Source organism: Desulfosporosinus sp. FKA (genome assembly GCF_002196785.1).
Lineage (GTDB): Bacteria > Bacillota > Desulfitobacteriia > Desulfitobacteriales > Desulfitobacteriaceae > Desulfosporosinus > Desulfosporosinus acididurans.
Genome location: NZ_NAHZ01000025.1, coordinates 148882 through 166233, shown reverse-complemented (window position 1 = coordinate 166233; position 17352 = coordinate 148882). Strand labels below are relative to the sequence as shown.

General features: G+C 40.0%; 19 protein-coding genes. 4 read left to right on the top strand and 15 right to left on the bottom strand.

Annotated features, from left to right (window positions below; all coding sequences use genetic code 11):
• Positions 1-225: 225 nt before the first annotated feature.
• A complete protein-coding gene (locus B5771_RS08100; protein WP_088187073.1) occupies positions 226-468 on the bottom strand; it encodes a hypothetical protein in 243 nt (80 codons plus the stop codon).
• Positions 469-816: 348 nt separating this feature from the next.
• Between B5771_RS08100 and istA the strand changes: the two genes are divergently transcribed.
• A complete protein-coding gene (gene istA / locus B5771_RS08095; protein WP_088187072.1) occupies positions 817-2355 on the top strand; it encodes an IS21 family transposase in 1539 nt (512 codons plus the stop codon).
• Positions 2356-3099, top strand: a complete 744-nt coding sequence (gene istB, locus B5771_RS08090) for an IS21-like element helper ATPase IstB (RefSeq protein WP_088187071.1) — start codon at positions 2356-2358, stop codon at positions 3097-3099.
• A gap of 661 nt (positions 3100-3760) precedes the next feature.
• Here istB and trmB read toward each other — a convergent pair.
• The 8 genes from trmB to B5771_RS08045 form a co-directional block, all read right to left on the bottom strand.
• Positions 3761-4399, bottom strand: a complete 639-nt coding sequence (trmB, locus tag B5771_RS08080; RefSeq protein WP_088187069.1) for a tRNA (guanosine(46)-N7)-methyltransferase TrmB — start codon at positions 4397-4399, stop codon at positions 3761-3763.
• 33 nt (positions 4400-4432) lie between these two features.
• On the bottom strand, positions 4433-5050 hold the full coding sequence (locus B5771_RS08075; RefSeq protein ID WP_088187068.1) for a TetR/AcrR family transcriptional regulator: 618 nt from the start codon (positions 5048-5050) through the stop codon (positions 4433-4435).
• 260 nt (positions 5051-5310) lie between these two features.
• Entirely contained in the window at positions 5311-6168 is an 858-nt protein-coding gene (locus B5771_RS08070; RefSeq protein WP_088187067.1) for an ARMT1-like domain-containing protein, read from the bottom strand.
• Between the two features lie 315 nt (positions 6169-6483).
• Positions 6484-8031 carry a DUF4173 domain-containing protein gene (locus B5771_RS08065; protein WP_088187066.1) on the bottom strand — a complete coding sequence of 516 codons (1548 nt, stop codon included), beginning with the start codon at positions 8029-8031 and terminating at the stop codon, positions 6484-6486.
• Positions 8024-8257, bottom strand: coding sequence for a helix-turn-helix transcriptional regulator (locus tag B5771_RS08060; protein ID WP_088187065.1), 234 nt, complete (start codon positions 8255-8257; stop codon positions 8024-8026). The genes B5771_RS08065 and B5771_RS08060 overlap by 8 nt, the downstream gene beginning before the upstream one ends.
• A gap of 16 nt (positions 8258-8273) precedes the next feature.
• The gene (locus B5771_RS08055; protein WP_088187064.1) at positions 8274-8735 is read right to left on the bottom strand and encodes a DUF2975 domain-containing protein; all 462 of its coding nucleotides are present in this window, start codon (positions 8733-8735) and stop codon (positions 8274-8276) included.
• 359 nt (positions 8736-9094) lie between these two features.
• Positions 9095-11035, bottom strand: a complete 1941-nt coding sequence (locus B5771_RS08050; RefSeq protein ID WP_088187063.1) for a DNA mismatch repair protein MutS — start codon at positions 11033-11035, stop codon at positions 9095-9097.
• Between the two features lie 583 nt (positions 11036-11618).
• Positions 11619-12368, bottom strand: a complete 750-nt coding sequence (locus tag B5771_RS08045) for an AAA family ATPase (RefSeq protein ID WP_088187062.1) — start codon at positions 12366-12368, stop codon at positions 11619-11621.
• 117 nt (positions 12369-12485) lie between these two features.
• On the opposite strand from B5771_RS08045, the gene B5771_RS08040 reads away from it, so the two are divergent.
• The gene (locus tag B5771_RS08040) at positions 12486-13562 is read left to right on the top strand and encodes a hypothetical protein (protein ID WP_088187061.1); all 1077 of its coding nucleotides are present in this window, start codon (positions 12486-12488) and stop codon (positions 13560-13562) included.
• Positions 13563-13611: 49 nt separating this feature from the next.
• Here the strand turns inward: B5771_RS08040 and B5771_RS08035 are convergent, their stop codons facing one another.
• The 5 genes from B5771_RS08035 to B5771_RS08015 all read right to left on the bottom strand — a co-directional run bounded on the left by B5771_RS08035 (position 13612) and on the right by B5771_RS08015 (position 16240).
• Complete coding sequence (locus tag B5771_RS08035) at positions 13612-13956, bottom strand: type II toxin-antitoxin system HicB family antitoxin (protein WP_088187060.1); 345 nt, start codon at positions 13954-13956, stop codon at positions 13612-13614.
• Positions 13957-13958: 2 nt separating this feature from the next.
• A complete protein-coding gene (locus B5771_RS08030) occupies positions 13959-14216 on the bottom strand; it encodes a type II toxin-antitoxin system HicA family toxin (protein ID WP_088187059.1) in 258 nt (85 codons plus the stop codon).
• Positions 14217-14599: 383 nt separating this feature from the next.
• The gene (locus tag B5771_RS08025; RefSeq protein ID WP_088187058.1) at positions 14600-15034 is read right to left on the bottom strand and encodes a HepT-like ribonuclease domain-containing protein; all 435 of its coding nucleotides are present in this window, start codon (positions 15032-15034) and stop codon (positions 14600-14602) included.
• A complete protein-coding gene (locus tag B5771_RS08020) occupies positions 15018-15314 on the bottom strand; it encodes a nucleotidyltransferase domain-containing protein (protein WP_088187057.1) in 297 nt (98 codons plus the stop codon). Before B5771_RS08020 ends, B5771_RS08025 begins: the two co-directional genes overlap by 17 nt.
• A 578-nt stretch (positions 15315-15892) precedes the next feature.
• Positions 15893-16240, bottom strand: coding sequence for a helix-turn-helix domain-containing protein (locus B5771_RS08015; protein WP_047808527.1), 348 nt, complete (start codon positions 16238-16240; stop codon positions 15893-15895).
• Between the two features lie 111 nt (positions 16241-16351).
• Here B5771_RS08015 and B5771_RS08010 point away from each other — a divergent pair, with 111 nt between their 5' ends.
• Positions 16352-16744, top strand: coding sequence for a pyridoxamine 5'-phosphate oxidase family protein (locus tag B5771_RS08010; protein ID WP_088187056.1), 393 nt, complete (start codon positions 16352-16354; stop codon positions 16742-16744).
• Positions 16745-16830: 86 nt separating this feature from the next.
• On the opposite strand, the gene B5771_RS08005 is transcribed toward B5771_RS08010, so the two are convergent.
• The gene (locus B5771_RS08005; protein ID WP_088187055.1) at positions 16831-17337 is read right to left on the bottom strand and encodes a PaaI family thioesterase; all 507 of its coding nucleotides are present in this window, start codon (positions 17335-17337) and stop codon (positions 16831-16833) included.
• Positions 17338-17352 lie beyond the last annotated feature (15 nt).

Sequence of the window (17352 nt, the reverse complement as noted above, 5' to 3'; positions counted from 1 at the left end):
TAAAAATAACTCCCAGGAACAGTCCAATAAGCACACTAATAATTAGCCAAATTAGGTATTTCCTGATTTCTCCTATTGGAAATCTAGTTCGCGTAACAAACAGGGAAATTAAAAGTGAAATTGACGTCACTATAGAAATCCATGTAGTCAGTCCCATAGAATTTACTGACGTAGGATATTTAACAATTTGCCCAACAGGCTCTATCAAAGGCCCAACAATAAAAATTAAAAGTGCTCCGAAGCTATGTTAAAATCTTTTAGTCTCTTTCGTTCCAACCATATTAAGATTGCTGTCATGACATAAGTCCCACTCTGAAATACTGGAACTATCCATTTGCTTGGTATGAGAAAAACGTCATACGCTCGTCCAATCACTAGGGGAAAACGTAAAAACAATAACCCGACAAGCAATACAACAGCAACTCCACCCTTTAGTCTGGATTCCCCTGCCATCTTAAAAGAAAGCATCCGCGTCTCCCTCCAACCAAATACACATACTTATGAAAAAGTAAATTCCTCATTTTAGTCCATATCTGACCATGAGTGACAATTTAGGTGTTTTTAATTTCTACCTTTTTGCAGGCTGGCAGTGTGTTTTACTTAAATGTAAAGGTTTAATTTGCTCCCGTTTTCATGGATCTACTGTAATTTTCACATCTGAATACAGCGGACAAAACTGTGCATTCTGAGCGGAAAGTGAGTGCAATAACAGCGGAAATATAGTGCAGTCAGAGCAGCGATGAGTGCGGTATATAGTGGTAGTAAAATTATTGTATGTGTCCAAAAAGGCACAAATAATAATTTGGAGGTCATAGAATGACGAACTACCGTGAAATTCTAAGGCTAGCCGGAATAGGCTTAAGCCGCACGAGTATCGGAACCGCACTGGGATACTCGCGAAATACCGTAGCGGAGGTGCTACGCCGGGCGCAGGTCAAGGGTATCGAACTACCTTTACCCAGTGACATGAGTGACCGGGAATTGCAGGATCTGCTGTTCCCGGAAAAAGCGAAGGATCAGAACCACAAGATGCCTGACTGCGAAAAGATGCATAAAGAACTTGGAAAAAGTGGAGTTACGCTGACGTTGCTATGGGAAGAATACTGCAATGAATGCAGGCAAAACGGCGAAATCCCATATGCCTTCACACAGTTTCGGTTCCATTATCATCGCTATGTGCAGACGACAAAAGCGACTATGCATTTAACTCATAAACCCGGTGAACAACTTGAGGTGGACTGGGCAGGGCAAACTGCATCTGTGGTAGACAGGGATACCGGCGAGAAGCTGCCGGCATACATTTTTGTAGCAACCCTTCCATGCAGCGCCTGTTCTTATGTTGAAGCATTTTTATCCCAAAACCAAGAAAGTTGGATCAGCGCTCATATTCACGCCTTCGAGTTTTTTGGCGGAATACCGCGCATCCTTACGCCGGACAACCTCAAAACAGGTGTAGAGAAGTCTAATTGGTACTCGCCCACAATCAACAAGTCCTATCATGAGCTAGCAGAACATTACGGCTGCGCAGTAATTCCAGCCAGAGTACGTAAACCAAAGGATAAGCCGTCCGTAGAGGGCGCTGTGGGGGTCATATCCACATGGATCATTGCCGCTTTACGCAATCGGACATTTTTCACGCTGAGCGATTTAAACGAAGCAATATCCGAAAAATTGCGGGCATTCAACGAAAAACCATTTCAAAAGAAACCGGGCAGTAGAATGAGCGCCTTTTTAAATGAGGAAAAAGAGTTCTTACAGCCACTGCCAAAAAATAGATACGAGCTTGCGATATGGAAAAAACTAATGTGCGGCTTCAATTACCATATTTCGGTGGAAAAGAATTTCTACAGCGTACCCTATGAATATATCAAGCATGAAATGGATGTGCGTGTTACTGGCACAACCATCGAAGTCTTCTACAGCAACCACCGCATCTGCTCCCATCCGAGATTGTACGGCAAGTCAGGTCAGTATCACACCATCCCAGAGCATATGCCAGAGAAGCATAAAAGCTATACCGAGTGGAACGCTGAGCGCTTCATCTCTTGGGCAAAATCTATTGGAGAATACACCAAGTCAGCTATTACTGCTATTCTTTCCTCCCATAAAATTGAACAACAGGGCTACCGCGCCTGTATTGGTGTTTTAAAGCTTGCGGACAAATATGGTGTGAAACGTCTGGAAGCAGCTTGCGAAAAGGCTCTCTCCTATACGCCGAATCCAAGCTATAAGAACATCGATAGTATTTTAAAATCAGGGAGCGACAAGCTTAAATCGTTGAACAAAGAGACAAAGCCCGTGGATGAGAGCCATTCATTCATTCGCGGAGCCGAATATTATGGGAGGAAAAAGTAAATGTTGAACGAACAAACGATAGATAAATTAACGGAGCTTCGCCTGCGCTCTATGGCGAAGGCTTTCAGGGAGCAGTTGAACGATTCTGCGATGAACGGGCTGTCATTTGAGGACCGCTTTGGACTGATTGTCGACCGCCAGTGGTCAGATCGCAAAAGCGCCCATATTTCAAGGCTTATCAAGGCCGCAACCTTCAAATTACCCAGCGCATGTGTTGAAAATATAGAATATCATGCCGACCGGAAGCTGAACCGCGAACAGATTTTGCAGCTAGCAACTGGTAAATACATTAAGAGTAAAAACAACATCATTGTTATGGGCGCTTCCGGCGCAGGTAAAAGCTATCTGGGGTGCGCATTGGGCGTTTCTGCCTGCCGCCAGCTATACAAAACAAAATATATCCGTCTGCCGGAGCTTTTGGAAGATCTGAACATCGCGCGGGGCGAAGGTATGTACAAAAAGGTCCTTGCAGCATATAAAAAATATCAACTGCTCATCTTCGACGAATGGCTGCTCACTCCACTTTCTGAGCATCAAACAGCAGATTTGTTTGAGATCATTGAAGCTAGATATGGCGAGGCGTCCACAATTTTTATCACACAGTCCGCTCCGGCGGGGTGGTATCAGATGATCGGTGAAAGTCGCATTGCCGACGCAATCCTCGACCGGATCGTTCAAAATTCCCATGAAATCCTCATTGAGGGCGACCTGGCCATGCGCGAAAGACTGGGGCTTCGAGAATAGAGGAAATTGACAAAGCGCCTGGCGGCGCAGAGTTTATCGCTTTTTGTTTTCCAAGGAGAGTGTATTGTGAGAATATCAAGAACGAAAAAAGAGCGACACCGGGCGGTATCACTCTCCTTGCCAAACCTCACACGGCGCTCATGTCGCCCTCCGGCGTTGCACTATCCTCCGAGTGAGTAAAAGCAATTTTATGATACCATAAATTATGAGATTTTCAACCAATACGAATGCACTGTTTTATGCCAAAGGCGCTCGGCCTTTCCGCGCTGACCGCACTATTTCTCCGCTGCCACTGCACTTGTTTTCCGCTCCAGTCGCACCCAAAAGATGAAATATTCAGTCTAAGTGCTTTTAGAGGTTTTTGAAAAACAATCTCATAGGAACGAGCATTCAAACCCTTTATCCATTTTATAAGCTCAATATAATTACTTTTTTTGGTTTCTGTCAACTTATACAGCATAATACCTCACACGATTTCCTGATAACTAACATTTCTACATTATTTCTCCATCACCTCCCATGATAGGAAGAATTTATTCAATTTATTCCTGATTTTTGCTAATTCATTGTTTTTCTATGTTAAATTATTGATCATTTAACATTAATACCAATAAAAATGTCGAGGTGCTCGCTCAGCATCTCGACATTTTTATTTCCTTTTTTATTTAGAATTTTTAAACCTGCCAAATTTAATTTTAATTCCTTGAGCACAAAATTTCTCTTCATATTCAGTCAGAACGTTGCCCTGGAAATCGCTCTGATGTAAATCGTAGGTCTTATAAAGTTCTTTAAACCTCGCGGCTGCAAAATATTCAAGACTATCCATGAAAAGAAATTCGCTATCAGTTTTAAACCAGATTTCCGATCCGCTTTTTAAAAATGTTTGATATAATCCTAAAAAATTGGGATGAGTTAATCTTCGTTTATGATGTCGTTTATTTGGCCATGGATTACAAAAATTAATATAGAGTTTCTCAATTTCATCTTGAGCAAAGATATCTCCAAGATTCTGAGCATTTATAGAGATCACTTTAAGATTATCTAAGCGGCTTTCATTGGCTTTTCTCAGAACATACACTAAAAGCTCATCATAAACATCAATAGCAAGGTAATTTATATGCGAATTGATCTTAGCTAGCTCATTGATAAAGCGTCCCCGCCCACAGCCTAATTCCAAATGAATCGGATGGTTATTGCCAAAAAGTCCTTTCCATTTTCCTTTGTAGCGTATAGAATCAAAGACAGCCTTATCATCCTTTTCTAATTCAGGCCTTGCCCACCACTTTCTTCTAAGCCGCATTAACTTTTCTCCTCAATAACTATAGATCAAACTTCAATTGTCTCTTTCAGGTGGGATAAAGGTTAAACAGACCTGTTCCAAAATCGTCTCCGGCGAATAACCTCGCACTTCTTTCTGAAACAAATAGGCATCTTTGCTTAAGGCCATTAAAAGCATATCGGCTCTAAAAGCACTCTCAGGATGAACTGGCTCTCTTTTATTTATCTCGTCAAAGAGCTCAACCAATAGCTGATGCAGTTCGTCATGAATTGGGCTCCGCGTTCGAGTCTTGGATTGGCTTGACGATGAATCTTCGACACCTGTAAGCAATTGCGCTTTCTTTTCTCTGAAACGGATAAATAGACTAAGAATTCCCTTCAAGCGTAGACTTGGCGGTCTAGAACGATTCTGTTCCAGGTAAGTTTCAATATCCTCGAAGAGCAGAACTACGTTATCTTTAATTAAATCAAGACATAATTCACTTTTATTTCTATATCGGCGATAAAGGGTTCCTGATCCAATCTGTGCTTCTGCAGCGATTTGATTCATACTGACATGTTCAACCCCATGCTGTTCAAAGAGTCTGATAGCCACATTCAAGATACGTTGTCGATTCTCGGCGGCATCACGCCGTTCAGAGCGAACGGTGCTTGCCCCTGCATCTTTAACCATACCATCACCTCCCTAAAAAAACTTCAAAAACGGTCTTGGCAAGCGGAGAATGATCCACTTAATAGTAACATACTAAAAAGGAGTGTACAACATGCCAGATCGTTCCAATAAGCCTGCCTCAATCCTGAATCATGCTTCATCAAGTCCATGTTCATGTTCATCTATTTTATGGATCATGACCTCGATTTCCGGGTCTTGGATTGTTAAATCCTTGATTTCCCACCCATTTATAACCGAAATTATATTAAATTCTTACCCCTTCAGCTGCAGCAAAATACCATTTCACCAAGTTGAACCCCTAAATTTTTCGCCACAATTTCACACTTTGCCCTCAGCAGAAAATACAGTCGTTGATCCTCTTTGCCCAGAGCCTCCAGCGATTCATAATTGGCCTGCCCTTTACAGATTATTAAATCAGCCATTTTATAGGCCCGTAAGAATTCATCAGAACAATCTTTGAGAATGGTCCCCAAAAAGATGCTGCCATTCGAAATAACGCGAGCTTGCTCTGTCATACCTACATGTTCCGCATCCTCCATCGTAGCATCATTCAAAATCGGTTGATCCTTAACGGCATAAGTTACTCTGATCCCCAACTCGGACAGTTGTTCAGCCAAAAGCCGATCGAAAGCAATTTCTCCGCTGTTATCTCCGAGAATTAAGATTTCCTTGGCATCGTTTAATTTCCTTTGGAAAGACGAATAATCGTCCCGGGCAAAATTCTTCTCCATAGCCTCCCGAATGCTTCCTTCAACGTCAAAATCCTTCAGAATGCCCATATCGATAATATTGCCGGCAACAGCGATCTTCAAAGACATCAAGAGCGTATCTGAACTTTGCCTAATTCTCTCTTTTAGCTGGGGCAGAAGTTTTAGCGCTAATTCATTGGACTCCCTCTTAGCCTTATGAAAGGGATCTTTGTTTCCTAATAGCTCATTGACTTTTCTCAGAACAATCGTCGAATTTTCAGCGGGAGTTCCTTGAGGATCTAATTGCGAGAAGAGAGGCAGCGTTTGATGAATAATTTCTCGCATTTCGTCCTCAGAACTATCACTTTGGGCTAACGTATTGATAGTTTGTTTAATATAACAGGGGATACAATCCAAGACAACGTTCAATGTGGGAGCCTCCTTGATATTTAGCTTTAAATTGGTTATTTAGCTTTAACTTATTATTTATCTATTACTCTAAAGCAATCCCCGATTTAAGTTATCCCATTTCAGATGAATATATTGTTAATCAATAATTTTGCTTCGTTGTACAGAAGTATAAAATTCCACCTCTGGTTCAGTCTCTTTTCCAAATCATTATAATTATATCTATTTAATCGGTTTATGTCGCTCACAAAATATAGTGCATCCTTTAAAAGATAATCAAATACTACTGCAGTATCGACTGCAGTAGCATTGAGAGTTTCTAAGTCGGTGCCGAGCTTATTGCTGTGATAAGACTTTACTTGCCCTATACATTGAAATATTAAAAGACTGCCAGGGCCTCTCTTTAGCCAGCACTTGCTTCTTATAAATAAGCCCCTTCTCCAACTGGTCTGCCAACACCCGATCAGATGTACTGTGCGCGAGATCAACGAGCTTGGGAACAACATCATAGGAGAGAGTTGTCAAATATGTAATGTCGATAGGATTTCCCTGGTTGTAACGTTCAATATTATTTTTAACAATGATATTGTCTATATTAACATAATTGATCAGGGTATAGGCAACTATTGAGATTACTAAGTAAGATTTAAGTAATTGTGTCCTTTGACGCCATATTTTACATAAGGTAACAGCTAACAATACAAACAAATAGGCCATGAAAGCATGGGTTAATACCCGCAGATAGGTATAACCGTATACATCCTCATACAGGGACATTCTGAAATGGGCCGACAACAATATAATGAAAGTACTGGCCACCAGAATTGTGTTTAAAAGTTTCACAACCTGATCTAGTTTAGTCCCCGATGACTTCAGAAAATTCATGTTCCCCAAAAGAATTATCAGATTAATCAAGGTGATTACAACCAGTTCAAAAAATCCTTTCCTTGCGTATTGGGAGTATGTGAAATTTGGGGGAAGGCCAAACTTTAAGCTGCCAAAAAGATAGGAAAACTGGATTGCTATGAAAATGGTATAAAGTAAGTCAATCAGCACCAGCATTGAGGTAACCGTAATTGGATCAAGAAACGCTCTGGATTTTTGCAGACTGTCGGTCTTTAAAACTTCCCCGCTTAATGTGTCTGATGACCCCTTGTTTAATCCTACCTTGCAACTTAATAAACTCCACAGATAGCTGAACACAAGACATGTAACCAGTGTGACGACAATCACTCTTGGAACAATTTCATTAATGTTAATAACCCTGAAAACATTAGGAACTCGTTCAAGCAACTGCCGAAATATATCATCTGCAGAAGCCAAGAGTGGGATGATGACCATTAACAATCCTGCCGCAGCCAGTAAACCTATCAATATCTTACTTGCTGCCCTATACTTGCCTGAATTGGGCCTATGCTTCGCAAAGGTTAATATTACATAAAAAGGTTTTAGAAAGTTCTCCAAGGGACGGACCACCATGCCATAAATTACCTCACCTAAAAATTGAGATTTAAACCACTCATATCTATTGTTTGAAGTCAGAAGCAATGTATGAGCAACTACGAGAATAGGAATTGCCATAAAATTGAGAACAATAAAAACCTGATTGGAATATAGAAAATAAGAAAACGAAAGTAAAATTATCGGGATGCCCATCAGCAATTTCTGGTCAACTTTAAGGGGGCGTTTATTTCGCATATTCCAAAATAATACTAGATATAGAGCCATTATGTATAACGGATAGGATACTCCCAGAGGTTTTCCATAGAACAAAAGATTAAACAGCAAACCCAAACCTAGAGCAGAAATCAAGAGCACGCTATTCTCCTTCTTGGCAAAGAGTTCATCCTTGCATACAGATGGGTTATCATGAATTTCACTCATCGTTAATGTCTCCAATCTGCCCTTCCGGCGTAAATTCTAAAATATCTCCTGGCTGGCAATCTAAAGCACGGCAAATCGCTTCCAAGGTCGTAAACCGAATGGCCTTGGCCTTATTATTTTTTAAAATTGAAAGATTCGCTAAAGTAATATCTATTCTAGCTGCTAATTCGGATAAACTAATTTTTCTTTTTGCCATTACTACATCTAAGTTCACAACTATAGCCATCTCAAGCATCCTTTCATTATACTGTCAGATCATTTTCTTCCTTAACTGCAATTGCTTGTCTAAATACTTCTGCCAGAACTACGGCAAACAGTCCTGCAATAATAAATACCATCGTAATAATCGCAGTTAGGACTGAATTATAGAAAAAAATCTTCACGAGATAAGCCGCAGCAATGATAAAACAAGACCCTCCAACTCGGTTCAGACTTTTCACATTATCCATCATAAAAGGATTTCTTCTATTGAGGGTTTTAAATATCTTTCTCATCTCGTTAACCAACCCAAGGCATACCAGTCCCGTTATGTATAGGAAGCCAAGCAAAAAATAATAATTTTCTGTGCTCGTGCGGTAGATTGCATTCATATACCATCTCAGGGCATAGGGAAGAGTAATAAAGATTCCAAGCCCTCCCAGGAAAATAAAATCCAGAATCCGTTTCGTAAAGCCCGACAAGCCGTTTTTGTCCAAAATAACCATGATCCACTAAATCCTCCTTTATAACATCTTCTGCTGTCTTATAACGTTCCCTTACCATAAGAGTATAAATGGGATTTGCATATTTATCAATAAATTTTTATTAAAAATCGCTAAATTTTTATTGTTTTTCAATAAATATTGATCCAAGAACAAGATGCGAACATAATTGAAAACTTAATTGAAAGGCGAGATGCCATTTTGTAAACCGAAACGCAGTTTTTGTAGCCGAAAAGCCCTTTTGGAAAACTAAATGCAACTTTCCGATGAGGGCAAAAGAACCGGATCACCTTGTGATCCGGCCATTTAAGAAGGGACTTGTATTCGGCAATGATTGCTTCACTGCATTTCGTTAATTTCCTTTAATCCTCGTCATATTCAATCACTACATCGTGCCCTTTTTCTAATTGGTGTCTGGCCTTTCGGTTTTCCACCGTATCAAAAATAATCGAAAAATCATAATCCTCAGGGTAAAGTTCACTTGCAGGAATGAAAGGCTTAATCCGCTTGTGATTGATAAGCTGTTTCTTATCTTTTATCTGTACTCCCAGCTCGCCCTTTTCATTGGCCCTCTTGTAAATAATACCAAGCAATTTTTGCGGGTAAACCGTTACACAGTCGCCTATATTAAAGCTTTCGCTCCGTGAGGGCGATTTTTCTTTTGGAACTTCTTTTTGAATTTTACTGTAGGAAATGGTATCAGCATCCATCTTAGTCTTATCTTCGTCAAACAGAATAGTATTTCTGTCGCTTAACCCCGAAGATCTGCTTCGATATGCTTCCCTTTGGGCTCGCTTTAGCATATGCCCGGGAAATCCTAATCTTTGGGCAATAAATAAGGCACAGCTTTCTCCGGCCTCGCCGATTTGCAGCTTGTATAAAGGCTGTAGGTTTTCACGATCAAACTCCATACGTGCGTTCGTAAGTCCTTTAGTATTCTTAGCAAAATCCTTTATTTCCGGGTAATGGGTGGTCGCTACAAAAAGGCAGCCTCTCTGAATTAATTCAGCTAAGATTGCTATGGCCAGTCCCATTCCCTCAGCAGGGTCTGTACCGGAACCTAACTCATCCAGCAAAACAAGACTTTCGCCGGATACGCCTTTAAGAATGGCAACAATGTTTTTAATATGGGACGAAAATGTGGATAGATTCTCAGAAATACTTTGACCATCACCAATATCGCAAAAAATACTATTATGCATACAAAAGACGCTGCCCTGGGACACAGGAACATGAAGTCCGCTTTGAGCCATCAATGATAACAAACCAATCGTTTTTAAGGCCACGGTCTTACCCCCTGTGTTTGGCCCGGTAATTACAACACCGTTAATTGCTTCATCATGCAGACCCCCTCCCAGTTCAAAATCAAGAGGGACGCATTGATCCTTTTTCAATAGGGGGTGCCTTCCCTGCTTTATGACAATTTTTCGTTCCGTTGTAATAGAGACAGGAATTGCCTTCATATCCATAGACAGCTTGGCCTTGGCAAATATGAAGTCCAATGTTTCCATGCAATCCTTGTTGATTCTTAACTCATTCATATGCTCATCAACGAGGACAGTAAGGGTATATAATATTTTTCGAATCTCATTCTCTTCATCAATTCCTAAAATGGCCAGCTCTTCCTGCAGTTTTCTGACGGCTGCTGGCTCAATAAAATACGTGCCGCCTGAACTCGAAGTATCAACGACTGTACCGCTGAACTGATTTTTATAACCTTTTTTAACCGGCAAGACAAACCGTCCGTTACGGATGGTGACATATCCATCAGTGAACCATTCTTTTTTACTGCGCAGGATGGCCTCAAGCTTTAGATTAACGGCAGATTTTGTGTTCTCTATTTTTCTGCGTATATCCCGAAGAGCAGGAGAAGCGTTATCGTCAACGGCTTCATTTCTGATGCAGCGCTCAATCTCCTCAAAAAGCGTGTCAAGAGAACTTAAAGAATGACCATAAAAGGCGATCTCCGTATTAAACGCTTCAGCCTTTTTAAGATATTTCTTCATTCTTTTGCAGGAAGAAATAAAATCACAGATACCTGTAAACTGTTCAGGAGTCAGCATAGAGCCTTTCGCAGTTAAGTCTAAAATTTTATCAAGCTCTTTCATGGCAGCAAGCGGCGGCGTGCCAATACCCTCTAACATTTTCTTAGCCTCTGTTGTTTCCTGCATTTTAGATCTGCACTCCCGCTCGCTTAAAAATGGATTTAGGGAGAGCAAGTATTCTTTTGCCTTTTGAGAAAGTGCGTAGTTCGCCAAAGTTTCAAGTATCATATTAAATTCCAGCGTATTGTCGGCGTTCATCAATAAATCCTCCTTATAACAATGAAATTGCCCACAGGAGAGACTGCCTTATTTCAAAGATCTTTAAGATCCCCAAACTACGCAGACTACTCCTGTGGGCAATGATTTTAACTGACGTCTAAAATCACATAACAATCTTGAGAAAATAAATAAAGTGCAGCAGGACATGCCTGTTACACTCTACATTCTATAACGATATCTTCGCCATAGCTTCAATGTCAGCTTTGTTGACCTTATCGTCAAAGGCTGACACTGTTATAACTCAAATGGTTATTGTAGGCAGTAATCTGTAAGGCGTTATCCAAAAGCGCAAACGTTGCGCTTTCAGAAAGGCACGCTTAAAAATGCAGGCATAAAACCCACGTTTTATAAGGCGGCCTCTCTCAACTGTTTAGTTGAAAATCACCATTACAGACACATTTAACAAAAAAACCATCCTCTCGTTTTAAGGTATAATCTAGTTTATTACATTTCTGTGGCAAATGTCAATTATATCCCGAATATGGACAATGATCTGTTAATGGAATGTTTAGTCTTGGTATAGTTCACGAAGGGATATGAACCACAAACTGACTCGTTCACCTTATTCCAGAAGTACTCTTAACATCTTCTTAGGGTTATTAATAAAAGCACGTGTAACCTGATAATGTTCGGTATCCTCATACTTTACAGTTTCAATTCCTTCTTTAATTTCGTATATCCATGCCTGGGGATACGCCATTATTATTGGCGAATGGGTGGCAATAATAAACTGAGACCCTTCCCCAACCAAATCATGCATTATGGAAAGCATAGACATTTGCCGCGTTGGCGATAAAGCTGCCTCAGGTTCATCCAGAATGTATATACCTTTACCGCCGAATCTATTTTGAAATAAGGCAAAAAACGACTCTCCATGTGATTGCTCATGCAGCGATATGCCGCCATAGGAGTTAATGATTGGCGCTCCTCCGGGTTCCGAATCCAAGTCATCTATAGTTGAGGCGAAATTATAAAAACTTTCCGCTCTTAAAAAGAAGCCATCCCGAGGCCTTTGAGTACCTTTGACAACTTTAATATAATTATTCAGTCTGGAATGAGTAGCTTTCGACGTAAAATTGAAATTCTTGGTGCCGCCTTCAGCATTAAACCCATAAGCTACAGCTATTGATTCTAAGATTGTTGACTTCCCGGAACCATTTTCCCCCACAATAAATGTAACCTGCGGATGAAATGATAACCTCTGCAGATTCTTGATTGCCGGCAGGTTAAAAGGATATTCCGAGAATGATGGGACTCTTTCTCTATCTAATTCAATATATCTTATGTACTGTTTAACACTATTTGCGTCCATTACATCATCTCCTTAATTTCCTGTACATTCTGAGTGATGACGTGACGTTTATATGGCAAAATAAATATGATAACATAATAACTAAAATAAGATTAAGGAACCGAAGGGAAATTTAAGATGGCCAATCAAAATTCAGCCGACATTATCGCTAAATTTGATCAAGTTTATCCAGTATATTCTGATTTTACAAATGTCACCGAAAACTTGTTAAAAGGAATACTTCAGCTTAAGGGCATCAACGTTCACTCAATCACTTCCCGGGTAAAAAGCCGGGAAAGCTTAAAGAGAAAAGCAAATCGGGAAGATGATAAATACTCAAAACTAGAAGACATCACCGATTTGGCCGGAATCCGGATTATTACCTATTTTGCTGACCAAGTGGACCTTATCGCAAGTTTCGTGGAGGAGGAATTTGAGGTAGATCGGTCAAATTCCGTGGACAAGCGAGAGTTGATTGACCCTGAGAAATTTGGCTATCTATCCCTTCATTATGTCGTCAAACTTTCCTCCTTTAGACTTCAGCTTATTGAGTACCAACGCTTTATTGATTGTAAAGTAGAAATTCAAATTCGCTCCATCCTTCAACATACATGGGCTGAAATCGAACATGACTTGGGTTACAAAAATGAACACGCCGTTCCCCGAGAAATCCGGAGAAGCTTCTCGCGACTGGCTGGATTACTGGAGTTGGCGGACGAAGAGTTTATTAAAATTCGTTCCAACCTCGCTAATTACGAAGCTGAAGTTGAAGCTCAAATCGAGAATACTCCCACTATGGTACTTATCAATCAGGCATCGCTAAAATCCTATGTTCTGAAATCGCAACACATCCGCAGCCTCGACCAGAAGATTAGTCATATCGTCAACGCTGATCTGGAATTAAAGGACCGTTTTTTTGGCTATCTCACGACAGTCTTTAGTTACCTGGGAGTGAAGACCATTGGGGAACTCGATGAAATCGTTAAAGACATTGGCGATGATCTCTTAAACTTCCCTCGCAATGGACTCAAAAACAAACAGGGCGAGAAAGTCAATTGGGGCACCTCTTTATTCTACTTAGCTTATGCAATCGTCGGTCGAAGAGGTTCACCCAAGCAAGTATCTGATTATCTTGAGCACTTCAAAATCGAAATCCCTGAAAGCCGGCAGGAGCTCATCCAACAAATCCTGACAGCCTATTCCACAAAATCTTAAAGAACGTTCACAGTCGGAAATTGGCTGTTGGGACTGCCAATGATCTCCGTTATTCTTGTTCTTTTGCTGAATAGTGCTTTATCGCCTCTTCAACATACTGATTCAATGATTTGCCCTCTATCAAGGCCCTTTGTGCTGCCTGTTTATGAAGCTCAGGGGTTATTCTTACGTTAAAGCTGCCTTTATACGTCTTTTCAGGTTCTTTACCGTTCAAATTGCACAGTTCAAGATAATCCTCAACCGCTTCTTCAAATGCTGACTTTAGTTCACTGACACTACTGCCTTCATAACTGATTGAATCATTTATACCTTCAATCTTGCCATAGAAAATCTCGTCTTCTGTGCTGTAATGCACTGAACCAATATATTCTTTGTATATCATCACATCTTTCATAATCAAACCACTCCTTGACTTTTCAACTCTTCAATTAACTGCTCAATTTGATAGTTCTTCAATATATTACCTGGATTCGGTCTATGAAGTCTTATAATATGTCCTGTTTCCCAGTGGACGAAAGCAACCCTCGACCCTGAAGTACGCTCCCTGTTATCTTCTTTGTAACCGAATTTTGCTAACAGACTTCTTGCTTCATCATATTCAAAGTCGATAGGTCTATTAAACAATCTCTCTATAAGTTTATCTCTTTTGCTCATTGTGCACCTCTTACCTTAACTATATTATCAAAGATCAAAATATGCAACTAAATATTAGTTGCATATTCCTTGGCGTTATTAACTTATTGAGCTGCGCCTTCCGTTAGTTAAGATCCTTGAGTATCCCGCGAAAACAAGCCAAACTCTGACTTAATATTTCCTTTCGATGGGCGACAAAGAGCAGTCTGTTGGGTCGATTGGGGTATGGTAATTTCTGATGAGGATAGAGAATTCATCAATCATATTTTTTTATTGATGATCTGAATGCTTAGAATCAGGTACCCTTTAGTACCCCCAAAACTTATGCTTTCTGAAGTATAAAAAAAACTGACATTGTCAGTTTTCCGAATTCCTTGAAATTAAGGCAGCACTTCCGTACTTATTTAATCAAACTTAATATGCCGATAATAGAAACTCTTCTTAGCGGCCTCATATTCCTCTGTATCGAAACTACCCTTATCCAGTTCTATCCCCACAATATTCATAATCGTACCTCTAAGCATTTTGAGATCATTTGTGATTATATCAAACACCATAAAAGTATCAATATTAATATAGTCATGAACTACCCGATTCCTGAAGCTTTTTATCAACGGCCAATCCACATCCGAATATATCTGTTTAAGCTCTTTGCTGATTTTTCCAACATTCTCACCGATGTTCGTCAAAAGATTCAGAGTGGCGTTGAAATTCATCTGCTCGTTCTTTTCGAAGAAGTCCTCAGCATTGGTACAATCTGCGAAATACAGTATGATTTTCTCGATGCACTCAAGTATATTGAGCAGATACATGAGGTCGTTCTTAATGCTCGGTAACATAGATAATCTCCTTTCTTGCTCTATGCAGCACTATGGGATTGGCATACCTTTCGATTACAATATCTATGTGCTTATTTGTAAGTTTTTGGAGCTCATCTCTAAACACTGACAGTGATCGGTAATCAACATTGTCTTCAATGAGGATATCTATGTCATTAGACATTTCTCCTCTTGCCATAGAACCGAATACTCCCAATTTGCTCAATTTGAATTTCTTAAATAGATTATTTCGAAGCATAATACTTTCTAATTCAGATATCTGATGATTTTGCCCAGGCATTCAGATCACACCCTCTTGTCATTATCTAAGACTTTTTTGTTTAATACCTTTGGCTAATTTATAAACTTAACTATTAACTTGGCATTTTTCCGTCTCCAATTATTGGTATTCTCAGCATAGCATGCGGAATTTATCCCGTCAATGTGCTTTTCTTGTCAGCGCATCAATATACAGCCCCAGCGATAGGTATGTTTGCACGCCAGCCCGGCAAGATTGTCTAACCGAACGGTTAGACGGAACTACGGGTTATAAGAAATAACCGCGATCCTGGCAGGGGCGGTTATTTCTTTTTCATGATCATAACAACGAGTGTAGCAAATGCTGTTTATTATAAAAACAGGTTTATAAGTTTGTTTAACTTCACAAATACAAGCATTAGTTAAATATCAGCAAAAAAGCATCTCGTAAACAGATGCTTATCATTGATATATTCAGTTTGAAATAACAGATAATACAATCTAATGGCTCTTATAAACCAGAAATAGGTTCAGCAGAGTTTAGACTGTTGAAGTGTCTGTTCAGATGTTGTTCATCTTGCAGTTACACTACCGGATCTGTATAAGTATAAGCTGGAGGTCTTAAATTTGTAAATTCTTGTCCTTCAAGGTTTTGATATATTCGTTGCCCCAAATTGCCAATTCAGCTAACACTTTTTTAAACTTTATGCCTATATCACTTAAAGAGTATTCGACCTTTGGTGGAACTTGCGGATAAATCTTTCTTTCGATCAATCCATTCTCTTCCAAAGTGCGTAACTGTTTCGTCAGCGTTGACTGGGTTAAATCAGGCAACTGCCGCTGCAATTCTCCAAAGCGCATGGTTCTTTGCCCGAGATGGTAAAGGATAAGCATTGACCATTTACCCGAAAGAACCTTCTGTGCTGTTGTATAAGGGCATTTCCCAAATAAATCGTTCTCTGTTTCCATAATCTCCTCCCAATAGTATCTTTCTGAATACTATATATCATAAACAGTCGTACTTGCAATTTCAAGACTTTTATTATAAATTTATTGTATAAATTTGAAAGGGGATAACTTATGCAAGAGGTTTTGGATTTTTTGAAAAAGTGCCAGACATATTACTTAGCAACCCTGGATGGAGATCAGCCACGAGTCCGTCCCTTCGGGACCGCCAACATTTTTGAAGGAAAGCTCTATATTCAGACGGGTAAGGTAAAGGACGTTGCCAAGCAAATCATGGCCAATCCCAAAATTGAAATTTGCGCTTTTAATGGCCAGGAATGGATTCGCATCCAAGCCGTTGCTGTAGCGGATGAACGTGTTGAAGCAAAGCAAAGTATGCTTGACAGCTATCCTTCACTTCAATCCCGGTATTCTGCAACTGATGACAACACTCTGGTACTGTATTTGCAAGATGCCGTAGCTACGATTGCTTCCTTTGCAGGCGAACCCAAAATTATTAAATTTTAACTGTTAATTGAAGAGCCTGAAACTTCAATAAGCCACCGTTTTTCTGTGAACGGTGGCTTATTGTCGCATTGTTTTCTGATGACCTTTCATTGGATCTCTATTTCGCTGGGTTCACTATCTGACGATACAACTTGCCATTCCTGTTCATCTTCGTTAAAGTCTGCTATTTTCTCAATTGGCATTTTCATGTACTTGCCCCAAGCTGCAGCTGCAATCTCCCCATTAGGCAATAGTATTTCCCCTGTCCCTTCAAACAATCGTTTAGAATCCTTAGTAATTCTGCCCACAACCCTTAACTCTTGATCCAGGGGAATAGGCTTTTTATATTTTAAATTCAATTCAACAGTAACTCCCCAAATCGTTTCATCCTGGATCATGATAGCTCTGCCAATCGTTTCATCCAAGATTGCTCCGGCAATTCCGCCATGCAGTCTTCCTGGATAACTTTGATGTTCGTCGAGGGGTTTAAAGATGGCAATCAATTCATTCATGTCGGTTTCGTAAAAAGAAGCTTTTAATCCAAGGTCATTCTTTAAGCCGCAGACTAAGCATTTCTTACAATTTTGTTGTTTTTTAACGACTTTCTGGTTCATTGTTTTTCCTCCACC